The 19083-nt window shown below is 39.7% G+C and carries 18 protein-coding genes; 8 read left to right on the top strand and 10 right to left on the bottom strand.

Annotated features, from left to right (window positions below; all coding sequences use genetic code 11):
* Genes AACV33_RS07265 through AACV33_RS07285 form a run of 5 tightly spaced genes read right to left on the bottom strand, consistent with a single transcriptional unit; the run spans position 1 to position 4573 of the window.
* On the bottom strand, positions 1-1020 hold the full coding sequence (locus tag AACV33_RS07265) for an ABC transporter ATP-binding protein (protein WP_182700043.1): 1020 nt from the start codon (positions 1018-1020) through the stop codon (positions 1-3).
* A complete protein-coding gene (locus AACV33_RS07270; RefSeq protein WP_182700044.1) occupies positions 1017-1805 on the bottom strand; it encodes an ABC transporter permease in 789 nt (262 codons plus the stop codon). The genes AACV33_RS07265 and AACV33_RS07270 overlap by 4 nt, the downstream gene beginning before the upstream one ends.
* Positions 1792-2679, bottom strand: a complete 888-nt coding sequence (locus AACV33_RS07275; protein ID WP_012552257.1) for an ABC transporter permease — start codon at positions 2677-2679, stop codon at positions 1792-1794. Before AACV33_RS07275 ends, AACV33_RS07270 begins: the two co-directional genes overlap by 14 nt.
* Positions 2676-3497, bottom strand: coding sequence for an alkaline phosphatase family protein (locus AACV33_RS07280; protein WP_026025421.1), 822 nt, complete (start codon positions 3495-3497; stop codon positions 2676-2678). Before AACV33_RS07280 ends, AACV33_RS07275 begins: the two co-directional genes overlap by 4 nt.
* Positions 3498-3505: 8 nt before the next feature.
* Positions 3506-4573: an ABC transporter substrate-binding protein gene (locus tag AACV33_RS07285; protein ID WP_017021576.1), complete on the bottom strand. Its 1068-nt coding sequence runs from the start codon at positions 4571-4573 to the stop codon at positions 3506-3508.
* A gap of 372 nt (positions 4574-4945) precedes the next feature.
* On the opposite strand from AACV33_RS07285, the gene trpS reads away from it, so the two are divergent.
* Both trpS and AACV33_RS07295 read left to right on the top strand, forming a co-directional pair.
* Positions 4946-5983, top strand: coding sequence for a tryptophan--tRNA ligase (gene trpS, locus AACV33_RS07290; protein ID WP_182700045.1), 1038 nt, complete (start codon positions 4946-4948; stop codon positions 5981-5983).
* A 629-nt stretch (positions 5984-6612) separates the two neighbouring features.
* Entirely contained in the window at positions 6613-6783 is a 171-nt protein-coding gene (locus tag AACV33_RS07295; RefSeq protein ID WP_012552251.1) for a hypothetical protein, read from the top strand.
* A 29-nt stretch (positions 6784-6812) separates the two neighbouring features.
* Here the strand turns inward: AACV33_RS07295 and AACV33_RS07300 are convergent, their stop codons facing one another.
* Positions 6813-8699 (bottom strand): methyl-accepting chemotaxis protein, encoded by a 1887-nt coding sequence (locus tag AACV33_RS07300; protein ID WP_182700046.1) that lies wholly within the window; start codon positions 8697-8699, stop codon positions 6813-6815.
* Positions 8700-8966: 267 nt separating this feature from the next.
* Here AACV33_RS07300 and yddG point away from each other — a divergent pair, with 267 nt between their 5' ends.
* The 3 genes from yddG (at position 8967) to AACV33_RS07315 (ending at position 11795) form a co-directional block, all read left to right on the top strand.
* Positions 8967-9857, top strand: a complete 891-nt coding sequence (gene yddG, locus AACV33_RS07305) for an aromatic amino acid DMT transporter YddG (RefSeq protein WP_023602800.1) — start codon at positions 8967-8969, stop codon at positions 9855-9857.
* 148 nt (positions 9858-10005) lie between these two features.
* A complete protein-coding gene (locus AACV33_RS07310; protein ID WP_023602801.1) occupies positions 10006-11073 on the top strand; it encodes an AI-2E family transporter in 1068 nt (355 codons plus the stop codon).
* A 104-nt stretch (positions 11074-11177) separates the two neighbouring features.
* Positions 11178-11795 carry a lipase family alpha/beta hydrolase gene (locus AACV33_RS07315; RefSeq protein ID WP_065609891.1) on the top strand — a complete coding sequence of 206 codons (618 nt, stop codon included), beginning with the start codon at positions 11178-11180 and terminating at the stop codon, positions 11793-11795.
* Positions 11796-11901: 106 nt separating this feature from the next.
* Here the strand turns inward: AACV33_RS07315 and AACV33_RS07320 are convergent, their stop codons facing one another.
* On the bottom strand, positions 11902-12759 hold the full coding sequence (locus AACV33_RS07320; RefSeq protein WP_012552221.1) for a PA4780 family RIO1-like protein kinase: 858 nt from the start codon (positions 12757-12759) through the stop codon (positions 11902-11904).
* A 473-nt stretch (positions 12760-13232) separates the two neighbouring features.
* Between AACV33_RS07320 and pepE the strand changes: the two genes are divergently transcribed.
* The gene (pepE, locus tag AACV33_RS07325; RefSeq protein ID WP_012552222.1) at positions 13233-13970 is read left to right on the top strand and encodes a dipeptidase PepE; all 738 of its coding nucleotides are present in this window, start codon (positions 13233-13235) and stop codon (positions 13968-13970) included.
* Between the two features lie 68 nt (positions 13971-14038).
* Here the strand turns inward: pepE and AACV33_RS07330 are convergent, their stop codons facing one another.
* Positions 14039-15145, bottom strand: a complete 1107-nt coding sequence (locus tag AACV33_RS07330) for a flavin monoamine oxidase family protein (protein ID WP_182700047.1) — start codon at positions 15143-15145, stop codon at positions 14039-14041.
* A gap of 12 nt (positions 15146-15157) precedes the next feature.
* The gene (locus AACV33_RS07335) at positions 15158-15829 is read right to left on the bottom strand and encodes a cupin domain-containing protein (protein ID WP_182700048.1); all 672 of its coding nucleotides are present in this window, start codon (positions 15827-15829) and stop codon (positions 15158-15160) included.
* 128 nt (positions 15830-15957) lie between these two features.
* Between AACV33_RS07335 and AACV33_RS07340 the strand changes: the two genes are divergently transcribed.
* Positions 15958-16860, top strand: coding sequence for a LysR substrate-binding domain-containing protein (locus AACV33_RS07340; RefSeq protein WP_182700049.1), 903 nt, complete (start codon positions 15958-15960; stop codon positions 16858-16860).
* A 252-nt stretch (positions 16861-17112) separates the two neighbouring features.
* Positions 17113-18075: a DUF3187 family protein gene (locus tag AACV33_RS07345; RefSeq protein ID WP_182700050.1), complete on the top strand. Its 963-nt coding sequence runs from the start codon at positions 17113-17115 to the stop codon at positions 18073-18075.
* 155 nt (positions 18076-18230) lie between these two features.
* Here AACV33_RS07345 and AACV33_RS07350 read toward each other — a convergent pair.
* On the bottom strand, positions 18231-19083 hold an 853-nt coding region (locus tag AACV33_RS07350; protein ID WP_182700051.1), incomplete at its 5' end, for an AEC family transporter.

A 19083-nucleotide genomic window follows, 5' to 3' on the forward strand; every position in this document is an offset into this window, starting at 1 on the left:
TTAAGATCTCACTGGTTGAATTTCGTTAAGATTAAAGAGTAAGTCTAATGTACTTCCTGCGGCTAACAGCCTTTCTGAAGAACGATTCAATAAATCGACGGTAAGATCGCAATTATTTACATCGACTTGGTAGCGAATAACATTACCAAGTAATTGGTGGCTCTTAATAATGCCTTGTTTTGGGGCTGAAATATGCTCGGCATAGTGCCGACCTTCTTCTTTTACATAAATCGATTCTGGACGAATGGCGACTTTCCACTTTGTTTCAATATCAAAGAGTTGTTTTGCTTTTGATGCGTCAACTAAGTTGTAGTGTCCCATGAAACCAGCCACAAACTCATTTGCAGGTTGGGTGTATATTTCTTCTGGTGATCCTTGTTGAACGATTTCGCCTTGGTTCATTAAAAAGATGCGATCGGACATTATCATCGCTTCTTCTTGGTCGTGAGTGACAAAGATCGTCGTTAAGTTCAGTTCTTTTTGAATATCACGGATTTGTTGGCGAAGGCGTTTTCTGATCTTTGCATCTAATGCCGATAATGGCTCATCCAGTAATAATATTCTAGGTTTTACAACTAACGCACGAGCCAATGCTACTCGTTGACGTTGTCCGCCAGAAAGTTGATGTGGGTAGCGATCTTCTTTTCCATTCAAATCAACCAATTCAATGACTTTATTTACCTCTTTTTCGACCGTATTTTCATCGATTTTTTTCATTTTCAAACCAAATGCAATGTTTTCTTTTACGGTCATATTGGGGAATAAGGCATAAGATTGAAACACCATCCCAATGCCACGTTGTTGTGGTGTTTGATTTGTGATGTTTTCGCCATTTACCCAAATTTCGCCGTTATTGATGGGATCTAAGCCCGTTAAGCTGCGAAGTAGTGTCGATTTACCACAACCACTTGGACCTAGTAACGTGATGAATTCCCCCTTTTCAATGTTGAAATGCACATTTTCAAATACGGTATTATCACCAAAACGTTTCGTTAATTTATTTACGCTTACATAGCTCATGATTTGATCCCTTGGCTAAAACGACTTGCTAGCCAAGTCAGTAAAAAGATGAATAAGAAATAGGTCATTACTAATGCAGACGTAAAGTGTCCGCTCGTTTGTCGCATGTTATAGAGGTAGATTTGCAGAGTTTCATAACGCGTGCCGACTAAGATGTTGGCAAACACAAATTCACCCAGTAAAAATGAAAAAGATAAGAAGATCGATGCCATTAATCCTTTTCTTAAATTCGGAAGAATGATCAAGAGAAAGGCTTTGGTTGTACTCGCTCCTAGTAAATGAGCTGCATCCATTAGATCGTATAAATTGATGGCTTCAAAACTATTCGCGACGGCGCGGTACATAAATGGCAATGCAATAGTGAAATAGGTTCCGATGAGTATCCAGGGTGTTCCAACTAAAGGGATACTACTGTCAGCATAGATTTGCAATAACCCAACGGATGACACGACAGGTGGAACCGCAAAGGGCAGTAGAATGAGAATGTTCATCACTTTATCGAGTTTTGGGAAGTAATAAAACACGACAAAAATAGCGGGAATAATAAGTACAACACTCAACGTTAATGCGGCGAGACCAATAAATAATGAACGCCCAAATGCAGCGATGAAACGCTCGTCTGTTAATAGTTGTCCATACCAGTTCAAAGTGAATCCATCTGGAAGGATTGTCGCCCCCCAGCGTGAAGACATCGAGTACACAAACGTCGCAATAATTGGGATCATCATGATACCGACAATAGAATAAACGACTGATTTGTGAAAGGTGGCGTTAACGTTTTGCATGATAACTCCTAGCAATAAGCCACTGATTAATTAGGGTAATGAAGGCCAGGATTGCCATTAAGATGACAGAAATTGCGGCGGCTAAATTTGGCTCTAAGAATAAATCTCCAGACACAAGACTCGCAATACGAACGGTAATGACGTTGTAGTTACCATTGGTGAGAGCATACACACTGGCGTAAGCACCAATGGCATTAGCGATTAAAATGATGAAGGTGCCGAGTAACGCGGGTGATAACACGGGTAAGGCGATTTTTATCCAGTATTGCCATGTTTTTGCACCAAGTAGCGCTGAAGCGGCCTGCCAATCATCGCTTAATGCATCAAACGCGGGATAAAGTAATAAAACACCCAAAGGGATTTGGAAGTAAATATAAAGCGTGAGTAAGCCCCATTGGCCATATAAATTAAAATCATCAATGAGACCATATTGCTTGAGTAGCAAAGTGAATGCGCCATTAACGCCTAGAATAATAATGAAGGCAAAAGAGAGTGGTACGCCTGAGAAGTTACTGCTCATATTGGTAAAGGCAATAACGCCATCACGAATTTTGCTGTCAATTCTTCGTAATGATGAAACCAATAAAGTAGCAATTGCGAGCCCAATAAAACTTGACCAAATAGCCAGCCATAAACTGTTACTAAACCCTTGTAGCATAAAGCTTGAATCGAATATTTCTTGATAGTTTTCGAAAGAGTATTCATCTTCATAAATAAAACTATTGATGAACACCCAAATCATCGGAGCTAATTGAAATAAATAGAAAAATAATGCCAATGGAGCGAGCCAAATCGCAGGTTTTATTTTATGTAACCACAATGGTAATCGCTTACTTGGGCTATTTTTAGAATGAGTGACTACAGAACTACTCATAATGCTAATAATTCCTGAGAATAAGGTTTGTCGTGTTCAAGTGCCAATAATTGACATATAGAACCGCAGATATCGGTTTGCTTTAGCTTTATGTTTTTAAGATCTGGATCTTGATGACTAAAACGATGACCTATGACAAACAAAGGAACCTCTCGTTCTTCTGGTAAGATCCCACCGTGTGATAAGTCGTTATTCATGCCGTGATCACTGGTAATGAGGATCTGATAACCATCACGAACCCAATCATCAATATAATTAGACAGAATGATATCGGCCACGCGTGCGCTGTTTCTGTATTGGCGAGAATCTAAGCCAAATTTATGTCCAATATCATCAATGTTCATTGGGTGAATTAATAAGAAATTGGGTTGGTGAGTACGACGAAGGTGCTCTGCATCTAGAAATAATGCTTCATCTGGATAGTGATCCCAATGATAAAAACAACCATGTTGAATATTCAGATTTTCATCATCAGTAAAGCGATCACGTACTGCATGATAAGGGGCGATATTATAAAGTTCGCTGACCCAATGATAAGCGGCAGCCGCTGTTTTTAGGCCTTGTTTTCTGGCTAAGCTGAATACTGATTCATGATGAGATAAACGTACTATATTGTTGTTTACAATGCCACTTTCGACTGGAGACACACCAGTGAGTAGGCACTCATAGAGTGGGCGAGACATCGACGGCAATTCAGATTGAATTTTATATAGCGTTGTTCTTTGGTGCTCAATTAACCCATTTAAGTAGCCCATGCAATCGCGGGCTACTTGGTAATTAAGTCCATCAAGAACAATAAGGATAACCTTATTATTCATAGCAACCTCTACTGTTGATTGATAAGGACGTTTTCTTGCCATTGACGAGGCAATTTACGCGCGGATTTTTCCCATGCTTTGAAGTCACTAACAGGATGAACGTTAGTGTATTGGTCGCTTGGAATTAATTTGTCTTGGATGGCTTTAGGTAATACTACGTCGCTACGAATTGGACGAGCGTAGCCTTCAGCCAAGTTGATTTGCCCTTGGTCACTGAAAATATATTCACGGGCTAGTTTTGCTGAGTTCGGGTTTTTAGCGAATTTATTGATGATGGTGGTGTAGCCTGAAATAACCGATCCATCTTGAGGGATATTTACGCTGAAACGTGCCTGCCCTGATTCATTATGACCGAGCTTGTCGCGATAATTCAACGCGTTGAAATCCCATAAGATAGCCACTTCAACTTCGCCTTTTTCTAAGTTTGCTAAGCCAGGATCGGTATAAGACAAACGACCCTGTTTTGCTAATTCAGCAAAGAATTTAATGGCTGGTTTTAAGTTACTTTCATCGCCACCATTAGCAAATGCCGCCGCTAAAACGGCATTGTTTGCTTGAGCTGCAACCCCAACATCTCCTACGCTGACTTTGTATGTACCTTCTAATAAATCACTCCATGATGTTGGTGGATTTTTTACTAATTGGTTGTTTGATATGAATGAGATAGTGCCCGTGTAAGCTAGAGCCCAATGCCCTTCTTTGTCTTTTGCCCAATCAGGAATGGAATCCCAAGTCGTTGGTTTATACGCTTGAGTGACGCCTTTTTTAACCGCGACTCGTGCAAAGGCAAAGCCAATGTCACCAATATCAGCCGTTGCATTTTTCTTTTCTGCAGAAAATTTTGCGATTTCTTGAGCTGAGCTCATGTCGGTATCTTGATGTTTTAATCCGTAGATTTTTCCTAGGTCATTCCATGTATCTTTCCAGTTTGCCCAGCTTCCGGGCATACCAACACTGTAAATGTGACCTTCTTGTTTCGCCGCATTCACAAGAGATTGAATATCTGCGTCTTTAGCAAATAGCGGTGTAGATAGGGTTGTCGCAATTAATGTTGCACTGGTTAGTAATGTTTTCATTCGTCTCTATCCTTTTGGACTACATCAATAATTTGATTGTCATCCTAGAGAGGTTCTGTGACGCTTTTGAGGCGAATTCCTGACAGTTTTAGTGGATTTTGATGTCATTAATGTTTCAGTGTGAGGTGAAAAAAGAGGGCATAACGTTATTTCTTTCATCCAATAAAGGATTAACAAATAGTGCTTGAGTCCTTATTTTTATGATGATAGTTTGTAAGCATGATTATGAATACTCAAGCTACATACCTCTCAATTTGTTGGTGGCGTTCTATTTTATAGAGCGGCGCTGAATCACATCTATTCAAAGCCGTCGGAAGACTGCTTATGAATACCCATAATATGTGTTTCCGATGGTCTATTAGGAGCAATATTATGAAAAATTACACTCAAACAACGACACATCAATCCGTTAAAAAAGAAAAAGTATTAACTGGCGACAGAGCTACGGGACAATTGCATTTAGGGCATTTTATTGGTTCTTTGCAACAGCGAGTTGAGCTGCAACATCAGTATGAGCAAACCATTTTAGTTGCTGATTTACAAGGGCTGACGGACAACGGACATAACCCTCATAAAGTGTCTTCTAATATTTTAAATGTGGTGGCTGACTACCTTGCTGTCGGAATTGATCCTTTAAAAACAACCATCTGCTTACAATCAGCTATTCCTGCGTTATCAGAACTTACTATGTATTATTCAAATCTTGTGTCGGTTGCCCGTCTACAAAGAAATCCAACCGTAAAAAATGAAATTGCGAATAAATCCTTTGGTTCTTCGATTCCTACTGGGTTTTTGACCTACCCAATTAGTCAAGCCGCGGACATTACGGCGTTTAAAGCAACCTTAATTCCGGTGGGGGACGACCAATTACCGATGATAGAGCAGACAAACGAAATAGTAAGGAAGTTAAATCATATCGCTCAAGAAGAAGTGCTTGTTGAGTGCCGTCCATTGTTAAGTAAAATGCCGCGTTTACCTAGCGTTGATGGCAAAAGTAAAATGTCGAAATCGATGGGAAACTGCATACTATTAAGCTCAAGCGTAAAAGATATCTCTAAAGCGGTTAAAGCGATGTATACCGATCCTACTCATTTGAGAGTTGAAGACTCAGGTCAAGTAGAAGGCAATGTGGTGTTTACCTATTTAGATGCTTTTCATTCTGATGTGGCTTATATCAACGAGCTAAAAAGCCAATATCAACAAGGTGGTTTGGGGGATGGTACAACAAAGAAAATTTTAGAAGAGTGCCTACAAGAGATAGTAAGACCAATTCGAGAGCGCAGAGAAATGTACATTTCAGATAAATCGCAGCTTATTGATATTCTGAAGCAAGGCAGCCAAAAATCTCAAGAAGAATCAAACCAAGTCTTACATAATGTGAAAAAAGCATTTGGTTTGACGTTGTTTTAAACCCATGCTGATCTTCAATCTATGGGCTATTTTAGACAAAGCATTAGAAGAGGCCGTGAGAGAGAATATGGATTTCATGCCTTAATTTCGTCATTTAGTAGAGTAATTTCAAATAGTTGTTTCTTTCCTTTGTCATAAAACCCTAAGTGGCAGTTTAGTGAGTAGGGGCTCTAAACTGTTACCTAGATCATAAAATAGAAGTAAAAACACGGAGTACTTTTAAATATTCGTGATCTTGATCCTCGCAAACAGATCAGCTCTACTATAGATTGGGTAGGTCATTAAGAATTATGACAGCAGCTCAAAGACGAGCGAGAGATAAAGGAAGTATCTATGAAAAAAACAAGAAGAGCCCAATTGCAACGTGCGCGAATTCAATACTGGAAAGACACTGCAAAAGATACGGCTAAAAAATGGTAAAAAACAAAACTCCTGATTGTCAGGAGTTTTTTGGTTTTAGGGCATCGTAATTAGTGACATCATGTAAATAACTAATTACAGTTATGTATATCGTAATTTAAAGGACGTCATTATTGAGGTCCTTTTTTGTTTTCTGCTCAAAGAAAGTTAGGTAATGACTTTTAGACTTATCCTGCTTACACTCTGAAAAATTTTGTTGGAGTATAAAAATGGAATGCCCAAATTGCGAAGAGCATATTGGCTGGGAGTGGGTAGACGATGAGGAGATTGAACCAAATGAAATCTTTGAGTGTCCTGAGTGCGAAGCACCATTACGTTACTTTATTGATGAAGGAACGTATTTAGGTCCCCAGCATAAAACAATAGAAGTGGTGAGTTAACCCACCACTTCTATTTTTAGTACTCGTATTTATGAAAGCTTAAAGGTTGCCACTTTCTTGCTTAAATCAACGGCTTGTTCTTTAAGGTCATGGGATTGAGTTAAACTGTCTTCTGAATCAATAACCAGTTGATCCGTGACGTCTTTAATCGACGTGATGTTTTGTGTTATTTCCCCTGTTACATGAGTTTGTTCTTCCGCAGCGGTAGCGATTTGAGTCGCCATATCACTAATTAGCGTGACTGATGCGCTAATATCTTCTAATGCCAGTGCGGCACGATCGGCATCTTCAACTGAGTTATTCGCAAGTTCAGAGCTGCTTTTCATTAGATTAACGGCACGAGCTGTGGTTTGTTGTAAAATGTCGATAGTCGATTTTATTTCTTCTGTTGATGTGTGTGTACGTTGTGATAACACTCGAACTTCGTCAGCTACTACAGCAAAACCGCGGCCTTGCTCTCCTGCTCGTGCTGCTTCAATTGCGGCATTTAATGCAAGTAAGTTCGTTTGTTCAGCAATACCTTGAATCGTCGCAAGTACCGTATTTATTTCTTGTGAATGTTGTTGTAGTTCACTGATCACATTGCTTGCTTCACTTACTTCATTCGCAAGACTGTTGATGGATGCTTTAGTATCAACCACTAAAGAATGTCCTTTTTGAGTGCTGCTTGATGAGTTTTGTGCGGCTTGAGCTGTTTGCTCTGCATGAGAGGCGATTTCGCGAGTCGCAGATGCCATTTCGGTTACGGCAGTGGCTACCATGGTGATTTCTTGTTGTTGAAGGTTGAGTTCTTTTACTGAGTTATTAGCACGAGTTGTACTTTGCTCTGAACCATCGGTTAACTGTTGTGATTGTTGGCGGATATGTTGAATTAACAACTGTAAACTTTCAACAAAGGTATTGAAATTATTCGCCAGTTCTCCCACTTCATCTCTGTTCTCTACATGAATTCGTTGGGTTAAATCACCGCTGCCATTGGCAATCTGAGCAAGTGCTTGAGAAACATTGTTAAGTGGACGGAACAGAATGCCACATAATAAATTAAATAATAAAGTACAGATAATAACAACGATGGCAGTAACTATAATTTGTCCTGAAACCGCATCAAATAGAGGTGCAACTAACGAATCGTAATTAATTACATTAACTGTAATTAGACTGGTTCCCTCTATTTTTTGTGCATACATAATGTATTTTTCACCATCGAGTTCGATTGTGATATCAGAATTACTATTTGTTGCTTGCTGAATCGTTGAGAAATCGAGACCCAATGCAGACACGGGCTTATTCAATAACGCGGTATTGGGGTGGGTGAAAACATTGCCTTTATTATTAGCAATAAACATAAATCCTTCGCCTGGAATGATTACTTTTTCCATGCTATTTAATATATCGGTGATTTCAACATCAGCACCAACCACCACTTGCTGGCCATGTAGGTTTAATGCTTTCCCTAAAGAGACGACATTTGCTCCTGTTGCTGCGGCAACCGTTGGGTTGTCCATGAATACCTTTGATGGTGCAGCAACGGCATTTGTGTACCAACCCCATTGTCTAGGATCATCATTACCTGGAGGCAGGATCACACCGTTGGCATTCGCTTGGGAGCCATCAGGGTAAGCGAGGAATACGTTATCAAATTTCGCTGAATCACGAACTTGTTTTAAGTGAACAACAATGGCGTCTTTGTTGGCTTCTTTAGGCAAAGAGGTCAGCGCGCGTTCTTTTGATAGGATCCAATCAGTTACATATTGGTTGTATGAAGCCGTTGTGCTTTCTAATCGTTGCTCTACTTCATTATCTAATCGCTCTAATGAGGCGTTAAATGATAGAGCTTCAACTAATACTCCCCCGAGTATAATGGCGGCACCAGCGGAAATCGCGAGCTTATTTTTAAGGGATAAATTTTTAAGCATAATAATTTTTCATCTTATAATAGTTTAATTAATAATAATTTTTTGAATAGTGTTTATTTAACTTTGTCGTCGTATTTTTCAATGTTGAAATAAGTAATGCCATTGCTATTACATTGAGCCTATTAATAGAAGTGACAATAATTATCGGATACATAGATTTATTAAGCATGGTTCGTGCCGTTTTTTCTTACGTATTCAATATATTGTTTATTAAAGATGATAAAGTGCGCTCGTCGCTTTTAATATTTTTACGATTAGGGAAAATGAGTGAATACATCATATAAATATACGATAGCGGGTTGCTCCGCTATTTTATTATGGAGCTTGATTGTTGGGTTGATCCGTAATGTGACAGAACAGCTTGGTCCCATTGGTGGCGCAGCCATGATATATAGCGTCAGTTCTATTTTTTTAGTGCTTGTTATTGGTGCTCCTCGATTAACGCTATTTTCTCCTAAATATCTCTTAATTGGTGGAGGGATGTTTGTTAGTTATGAAATGTGTTTATCATTGGCTTTAGGCATGGCACACAGTAGAACCCAAGCCGTTGAAATGAGTATCATCAACTATTTGTGGCCCTCGCTAACCGTATTATTTGCAGTTGTCGCCAGTCGAAAGCCCGTGAATAAAATATTATATCCCGCAATCGCATTGTCCTTTTTTGGTGTCGCATGGACATTAAGTGGCGATGGTGGGCTTTCCATTTCCCAGTTATTGGCAAATGCGGCAACAAACCCTGTGAGCTATACCTTGGCTTTTGTCGGTGCATTTATTTGGGCTGCATATTGTAATGTCACTAAAAAATTAGCGAATGGAAAGAATGCCATTACGTGGTTTTTTATTGCAACCGCACTCTCTCTTTGGATTAAATACCTGCTCAGCGATGAAGGAAGCCTTGTTTTTACTGGTGGTGTAATGATTGATTTGTTATTAGCAGGAATTGTTATGGGAAGTGGTTATGCACTGTGGAATATCGGGATCATTGGTGGGAATATGGTACTACTTGCAACGTTCTCTTATTTCACTCCTGTATTATCTACGTTCTTCTCTGCGTGGATTTTAGACATAGAATTAACAGTTCAATTCTGGCAAGGCGTTACAATGGTGACCGTCGCCTCATTATTGTGTTGGTGGTTTACTCGAGAGAAAAGTAAATAAAACGGTAACTTACCGATAAATAAGAGTATTGATTTGAACTATAGTGATATTCATAACGTAAATGTGGTTATCGTAAATTTAAAATTTCAATGTTGTAGTATATATATGAAAATTAATAACTTACCTTTTAATGTAACAAGGAATGTTTATGAAACTCAGCAATAATTTCTCGAATCAAGCAATTGATGCCTTTATTAAAATAAGTGCACTTTCTGTTTTGGTTTTATGGTGTTTCTCTATTCTAAAACCGTTTCTCTTACTTGTTGTGTGGGGCGGTATTATTGCGACGGCGCTGTATCCTATTGTCGCTTTTATTAGTAAAAGAACCTCAGTGAGTGAAAGTAAAGTTAGCATTGGCTTAACCATTATTGGCGTATTGTTACTATTTATTCCTTTAATTGCGGTATCTACAGGGATTTATACGAGTGGGTCAGAACTGTTTTTTGGTTATCAAGATGGCTCCATTGCGATCCCTAAACCGAACGTCGCGATGCAGGAATGGCCTTTAATTGGACATAAAGCGTATGCTTTTATGTTACAGGCTTCTTCAAATCTTGAGAGTCTCTTATTTAAATACAGCAGCGAAATTAAAGTGGTGGCTGGTAAAGCGGCGTCTTTAGCGGGTTCTCTTGGTTTTGGGTTTATTCAGTTCATCGTATCAACGATTATTTCGGGTGTTTTCATGGCGAATGCCGCTAAGTGTGAGCGAGCATTTATTCTTGTGACTGACCGTTTAACTGGCGAACATGGCAAAGCGCTGACGGCATTATCGAGAACTACGGTAAGAAGTGTCGTTCAAGGGGTTATTGGTGTTGCGGTTATTCAAGCAATAATGGCGGGATTAGGGATGGCCTTAGTCGGTGTGCCTGCTCTTGGTCTTTGGGTTTTATTAGTTCTGTTGGTCGCGATTATTCAATTGCCTCCTATTTTAGCGCTTTTACCTGTGATTTTTTATGTATTCAGCGTCGATACAACCACAACTGCGGTGATCTTTTTAATTTGGTGTCTATTAATCGGCAGCAGTGATGCGATATTAAAACCAATTTTATTAAGCAGAGGTTCTGATATCCCAATGATCGTTATTTTACTTGGCGCATTAGGTGGGATGGCAATGTCAGGCATTGTGGGATTATTTGTTGGAGCGGTGGTTCTCAGTTTAACGTATCGATTATTTATGGTGTGGTTAGAGAATGAAGATAAAGAAAACAAAGCATAATCGCTCTGTAAATACATCGTATTGGTGTACTTTTGATAAATACGTTTGTGTATTAGTTTGATGCAAAAACGCTGACAGCGTGATGGATGAAAAGGGAGGGAAAAATGGCGAACATAGTCATATTGCATGGTCTGTACATGCATGGCGTAGTTATGAAACCAATGGCCTCTCGGTTAAAAAAGAAAGGTCATACCGTACAAATTATTAGCTATAACTCATTGCGAATTAATGAAACGCTATTGTTTAAACGCATTCATCGTTGCTTATCGTTATCTAAAAAGAATGTATTGGTCGGACATAGCTTAGGCGGGATCTTAGCCATTAATTTTGTAAACTCGCATCAGGATTTGAATACGCCGATTGATTGTATTGTTACGATAGGTTCACCTCTTCAAGGCGCGTCTATTGCGAAAGAAATTCAAAACAAAAAATTAGGGTTTATTTTAGGCAACTCCAAAGAACAAGGTTTAGTGGATGTCACCAAATTAACGACGGATTGCCCGATCGGTTCTATTGCAGGGACAATGCCGATTGGAATTCGTACTCCGATAATGAGAGACAAGCAACCTTCTGATGGTACGGTGACCGTCGAAGAAACATTATTGCCAGATTTGCGCGATCATCTGTGCTTAAAATATTCTCACACGAGTTTGATTTATGCGACTGATACAGTGAACCAAGTAGATTACTTTATTGCGAATCATGAGTTTGAAAGACGGTAGTTGAACGTCATTGAGCGAGAGGGGGGAGTGATAGGTTGAAACGTAAGGCAGATAATCCGTCATCTGCCGATGAGACACTAAATATTTAGAGACTACAGTGTGTTGCTTAATCGAATTCTTGATCTTCTAGTTGACGCTCTTTGCGTAAACGCGCCTCTTCCATGACCGCATTAATCTCTGCCATCAATCCATCAACATCAGCATCTTCGCCATTGTCCACAAATACGCCTGTTAGCACTGTGTTTGGCATTAATTCGCCAACTTCATACAAAGCCCACATTTCTTTAGCATATTCAGTACCAAGCAGCTCAGGCGCATATTGGCCATAGTACGTAGTCATATTGTTGACATCACGCTCTAACATCCATTTAGCGTTGTTGTTTGCTGATGCATCAACGGCTTGAGGTAAATCGATAATGACAGGGCCAAGGTGATCAACTAACACGTTAAATTCAGATAAATCACCGTGTATGATGCCGACACATAACATACGAGTGACGTATTGGATCATTAAATCATGATCACGTAATGCTTGTTCTTTAGATAATGAAATGTCGTTCAGGCGAGGGGCTACAGAGCCTTCATCATCGGTAACGAGCTCCATTAATAATACACCATCAAAGCAACCATAAGGCTGTGGTACACGAACTCCAGCGGCTGATAGTTTGTACAGTGCATCAATCTCAGCGTTTTGCCATACTTTTTCTTGTTCGTCACGCCCGAATTTAGAGCCTTTTTCCATCGCACGAGCTCGACGACTGTTTTTTACTTTTCGGCCTTCACGATACGCAACCGCTTGTTTAAAGCTACGTTGCTCAATCTCTTTATAAACTTTGGCACATTTAATATCGTCGCCACTGCGAACTATGTAGACATCCGCTTCTTTGCCACTCATTAATTGGGTTTGAACTTCATCTATTAAACCATCTTCAACTAATGGCAGTAATCTGTTTGGTATTTTCATTGCACCTTCAATTATGAGCGTAGGTAACGTCGCAAAGTGTGACGTGTTTTTGAACTATGTGTAAATTTAGAGGGCATTATGCCTATATTCTGCTTTGTCACAAGTTTTGGTGATAAGTTATTTTCTGTCTTGTTTGTGATCAAGCGAATATTTCTTTTAATTTAGACTTAATTTATAGACTACAGATACGATCTAACACAAGTTTTAACCTCATTATTTCTGATATGGTTTTACACCAATTAACATAAGTATCTGATCATTCTACTTGTTAAAGTCGATCATTGCTGTGTTATTAATTGTGCCATTAGCGTGGCAATTTAACTACAATTTATACTTTGTTCGGTTCAATTTTTCATGCAAAATTGAACCGCGACTGATCAAGATTGGTATCATCTTTTCGTAATCCTATCACTTACTTTACTTGAATTGGATAGAAGTAAACAGTGATGTTAAATAGACATAAGGCAGTTTCAATGGATATTTTATTATTAAGTAACGGCAAGATTTCTGGTAACAACTACGTAATGGAATTTGCGAGTGAAGCAATTGTTGAACAAATTCAACGTACTAAAGCAAAGAATTTAGTGCTTATCCCTTATGCGGTGATTCGTTCTAGTCACGATGACCGCGTTGCTTTGGTTCAACAGACGTTTGACCACTTAGGTCTAGATTGTAAAGTAACGGGTCTGCACCGTTCAGAAGACCCTGTAAAAACGATTCAAGAAGCCGATGGGATTTTGGTGAGTGGCGGTAATACATGGGTATTAAATAAAACATTGCATGATTTAGGGCTTGTTGGTCCAATAAGAAAAGCCGTATTGGATAAGGGTATCCCATACATTGGTTGGAGTGCGGGCACAAACATTGGTTGCCCAACGATCCGTACGACGAATGATATGCCAATTATCACAGGGGCGATTCTTCCTTCGCTAAACTTAGTGCCATTTCAAATTAATCCGCACTATTTAGAAGCGTCTGTTGAAGGGCACTTTGGTGAAACACGTGACGAACGTATTCAAGAATTTTTAGAAATCAATAAACACGAACCGGTTGTTGGGATCCCTGAAGGCACATGGCTGCATATTCTTGACGGTAAGTTAAGCTACCATACTGCCAATGAGAAATCGTTGAAGTTATTCTCGTATGGTAAAGATCCTGTGTATTACAGTGCAGAAGATGATGTTCAATTCTTAATGGAACACAGCTGTTAATTTATGTTTGTCGTAAAGCGATAGATTAAGAGGAGGCCAAGTTACTCGATCACTTGGCCTTTTTATTTTTAATCTAGATTGAGTTCTGCAATAACCACATCAGCGGCCTCTAATGCGCCTTCTAAATAGCCCCCATTATCTTGCGCTGCCTCTGTTCCTGCAAAGTACCAATGTAAGTTGCTTAAGGCCTTAGTTGATGAAGATAAGCCATAACGAGGATGAGCTGTCGGTGCTTGATGATCGTCAAGGGTGGCAGTATGAATTTCTTGGCTCCAATCAATTAGCTTTACATCAATCGGGTGACTGGCTTTCTCACCAAAAATTCGAGTCAATTGTTCTACTGCAGCTTGTTTTATTACTGCCTTTCCTGCTTTCTTACGAGTTGCTGCATCGACACCGACAAAGCCAAATAAAGCGCCAACGCCATCAAACGTACTGGCATCATGGATTTCGACTAATGGCCCTATGCGGCTGCTGGCAGAGCCGGATAATCCCTCTTCTCTCCAGAAAGGCGTGTCATAAATAGCAAAAAACTTTGCGTGTGCCGCCATCCATGTTGCTGTAGAGCTAAAATGTTGCGTTGTTTCTGTCGGCAAGCTTGGTGTGAAAGCAATACGGTCAGCTAAGAGGCGTAACGGCATGGCAAAAATCACATGAGCCGTTTCAATCGTCTCTGGTTGACTGTTGTGCATCAAAATAACAGAAGAGTGATTGTTTTCTTGAGAGCTCACATGAGTCACCGTGCTATTTAGTTGCACTCGATGAGAAGGTAAAGAGGCCAGTAGCGCATCAACAAGGCTTTGCATACCGCCTGCAATTCTCATGGAGGTAGGCGATTGCTCAAATCCAGAGTCATAACGTGTTGGTGCACTGTTTTGTTGGTTCTCGAGTAAATAAGTGCCTTGAGAGTACTGTGGGAAAATAGGCAACATTAAGTCATCGATAAGTTGCGTAATACGTGGGTGCATTTGTGGCCAAAACCAAGATGGCCCCATGTCTACGCTATCTAACGGAGATAATTTCGTTGATGAAGATAAAATAGGCAGAGATAAAATTCTGCCTCCAATGCGATCTCTCGCTTCAATAACTCGATACTCTTTTCCCATTTTTTCAAGTTGATGTGCCATGTATAATCCACTTAAACCGGCACCAACAATCAGATATTCTGTTTTCATTTTATCTCTCGCTTATGCTTGAATTTGGTGTAAGTGGTGGCCTGTTTTTATCCAGATGATACAGTCGTGCAGCCCGATGGTTGCTTGCAATGAGTCGCCAATAGGCAAGCGAAGCCAGTCAAATTTTTCATAGCTGATGTGCTCATGGGTAAATGATCCATCAATGACCAGTATTTCTATTCCACCTTGGTTTTCAAGTTCAATCATTTGATTGGCTTGCCATTTCTCAAGGCGAACTGCCTCATGTTTAAAGGTGTGTAATAGTTGAAATTGAACCCCATGACGTGTCGAGTCGTTGTTAAAAGGCTGAGTTTGGGTATTAATATGAACGGGAGTGTTGTCACCGTCTTGGTATTGCCCTAGCTTGACTAAAATCATGCAGCCATCTTTCACTATGGGAGCGTGTGATGTTCCTACTGGATTGCGCATGTAAGTACCAACAGGGTAGTCACCATGCTCGTCTGCAAAAGTCCCCTCGAGTACTAAAAACTCTTCGCCGCCAGTGTGTACATGAGAAGAAAAGTAACTGTCTGATTCATAATTTACTAGAGACGTGGCTGTTGCGATCTCACCGCCATCACGCTCTAACATCTTACGAGTCACCTCTTTAATAGGGGATGGGATCCATGTTGATGCCGTGAAAAAAGCGTTCGCTTGTAGCGATAAGTCAGTGTGTAGTTTCATGGTAAACCTGCGTGAATGGCGAGTAATTACATCTATTGTGTTATTTTTCTTTAGGTGTAACAAACCAGAACTTCTATACTTACGCTAAAGTTTTTCTTTAATGATTAATGTTGGAATAAGGAGTGTGAATGAAATTAAATCATTTAAATGGCTTGAAAGCGTTTGAAGCCTCTGCTCGTCACTTGAGCTTTTCTTTAGCGGCAAAAGAATTGAATGTCACGCCTGCTGCCATTGGGCAACAAGTGAAATTGTTAGAAGAATGGTTAGGGATCTCTTTGTTTGAAAGGCACTCTTCTGGTGTATCACGGTTAGCATTAACCAAAGAAGCCTTGCAGGGCTTACCTGAAATTACTCGTGGTTTTGAGCATTTATCTCAAGGATTAGCTTTATTAAAGCCAGTTGAAGTGAATACTATTTTAACCGTGGCAGTCAGCCCTGCGTTTGCCGCGAAATGGTTATTAATGCGTATTGATGACTTCCAAACATTGCATCCTGAATGGGATCTGAGATTAGATACCAATATAAGAACCGTTGATTACCTTGCCGAGAGCATTGATATTGGTGTTCGTTATGGTGTAGGGGAGTGGGAAGGGCTAGATAACATCTTGTTAATGACCGAGTCTGTTTTTCCGGTCTGTTCTCCTGAGTTGCTAAAGAAAGGATTGAATAGCGTGGAATCATTGGTTGATTTTCCATTACTGCATGATCTTTCTTTACCTAAAGAGAGTGGCTTTCCTTCGTGGAGTGGTTGGTTTGAACAGAATGGAATTTACAATGTAAATACAGATAAAGGATTGAAGATAAACAATTCCGCCTCTGTTATTCAGGCGGCGATAAGTGGTCAAGGTGTGGCATTAGGTCGAAGTGTATTGGTACAAGAGGATCTGGATGGGGGGCGTTTAGTACAGCCTTTTCCTGAGTTGCAATGTAATATCAAATTAGCTTATTACATCGTTTGGAAACCGGGTGCAGTGTCTAATGAAAAGGTTGCGGTATTTAAGCGTTGGTTATTAGATCAAGTCGCGACATAGCTATCACTTAAGTGAATGAACTTGCGCAATTTATATACTCTATTAATATTAAAGAGGTATCTGTTTTATAAACTGTTTTTTAAATGAACGCGCATCTACATTTTAGTTGATCTAGCTCTCATCAAATTATGATCAATTTGGAATGAGGAGATAACATAATGATAATAGTGTTTGTAAATATGAATCTCATTCCTACTTTTTGTAATCATTGCATGAGTAGCTATTAATTATGCGTAAATTATTGTGATTACTATGAAGCCAATAACGTCTCTTTTATTATCGACCTTTGTTATTGGGTTATATCCTTCTTTGGCGACGGCAGATACTGCGGTTACGCCAATGAAGATTTATGCTCAAGCTCCTCTTCATTCAAATACGCTCACTACTGAACTTCGTTCCGCCTTTGCATTAAAAGAAGACAGCGTCGAATTGTTTGCGACGGGAATGATCGCCAGTGTGTGGGCACATTCTGAAAGCTTCAATATGGATTATTATCAGAATCAGGTCATTACGGGGGCTCAATGGCAAGTGACATCAAAGCTTAAAGCAGAACTTAAATATCAATACAGTTATGCCGGTAATAATGGATTAGATTCGTTTGTTTATGGCTTTCATGACTTTTTTGGTATTGGTCAGAACGGACGAGATGAAGTAGATAATAATAGTTTCAATATTTCTATCCCTAAGTACGGTGTTGAAATTGAAGATTTTGAAGGCGAAACGCTATCGAGTGCTTTACATAGTTATCTTGAGTACGAAGTGTTTTCAAATCAATACAATGCAATTAGCCTAGGGGCAAGTTTGTATTTAAACCACGTAAACAGCGGTTCATTTAAGCGTGATAGCTTTGAGCAAGGTCTTCAAGCAAATTACAGTTTTAGTTATGAAAAACACGCCTTATTTTCGACTGTCGGTGTGACGTTCAGAGACGCGGGATTAAGCACTTCTATTCCTTATAAAAAGAATACGGCTGCGTTTGCTATTGGTTATGGGTATGCAATTACTCCCTCTCACCATCTTGTAACGTCATATCATATTTATGAGGGTGCGCTTGATGAGGGGGGAGATTATGCCGAAGCATCACATGAATACGTATTAGGTTATCGATATTTATTAGAGGCGGCAGCGTTTGAGTTTTCAGTGATAGAGAATGCGGTGAATATGGATAACTCTACTGATATTGCCTTTACGTTTGGTGTGCGCTACGTACTGTAATTGATGGATAAAAAAATCCCAGAGAACAGGAGGATGAGTTCTCTGGGGAATATTGGTACTTCAGCAAAGTTACCCTAATACTTATAGGATATGGCTTTTTAGTTTTCCAGTCCGTTTCTCATAGAAGATAATGTTAAAAATATAACGTATTGATTTTAAATCAAACTAAATGAAGACAAAATAAATATTCCTACCGTACAAGTGACTAATGAAGCAACGGTTGTTTGGGCAATGATATTCGCCGCTAATGTTGCATTCCCTCCCATGGCTCTTGCCATTACATAACTGGCCGCTGCGGTTGGCGCGGCACTCATAAAGAATAGCAAACCTAAATCCAATCCTCTAAAGCCAAACATGATGCCACCTGCGGTAATTAGAAAGGGACTTAATATAAGTTTATAGCTAGTAGCAAACCACGTAGGGCCATTGTCTTTTTTCATTGAGCTTAAGTTTAGTGACCCCCCCGCACACAATAATGCCAAAGGCAGTGTCATGTTAGCGAAGTACTGCCCTGCTTGAGTGACCATCTCAGGGATTGGGATTGAGAGAAATGAACACACAACGCCCAATAAAATCGCAATAATTAACGGATTTTTAGTGAGTGTTTTAATTATCACCCCAAACGCTTGTTTTTCGTTATGCTCTTCTTTTGGTGTTAAGGCAATAACGGCCTGAATATTATAGAGCACAGTAGTTGATGCGACATAAATAGCGGCTAAAGCAACGCCAGAATCACCATAAGCGTTAGCAACATAAGCCAGTGCAATGATGGCTGTGTTCGCACGAAACCCGCCTTGAATAATAACGCCGTGATCTTGCTTATCCTTAAAAACGAGCTTAGTTGAAAAGGTGGTAAATAAGAAGAAAGCAAAGTTTGCAATAAGACCATAAATAATTAAACGGCTACTGGATGAGAAATCATGCTCAGAATTTACGATGCTTAAAAAGAGCATCGCGGGTAAGGTGACTTGAAATACGAGCTTAGAAGCGACTTCAATAAAGTTGTCG

Source organism: Aliivibrio sp. SR45-2, from assembly GCF_963890165.1.
GTDB lineage: Bacteria > Pseudomonadota > Gammaproteobacteria > Enterobacterales > Vibrionaceae > Aliivibrio > Aliivibrio salmonicida.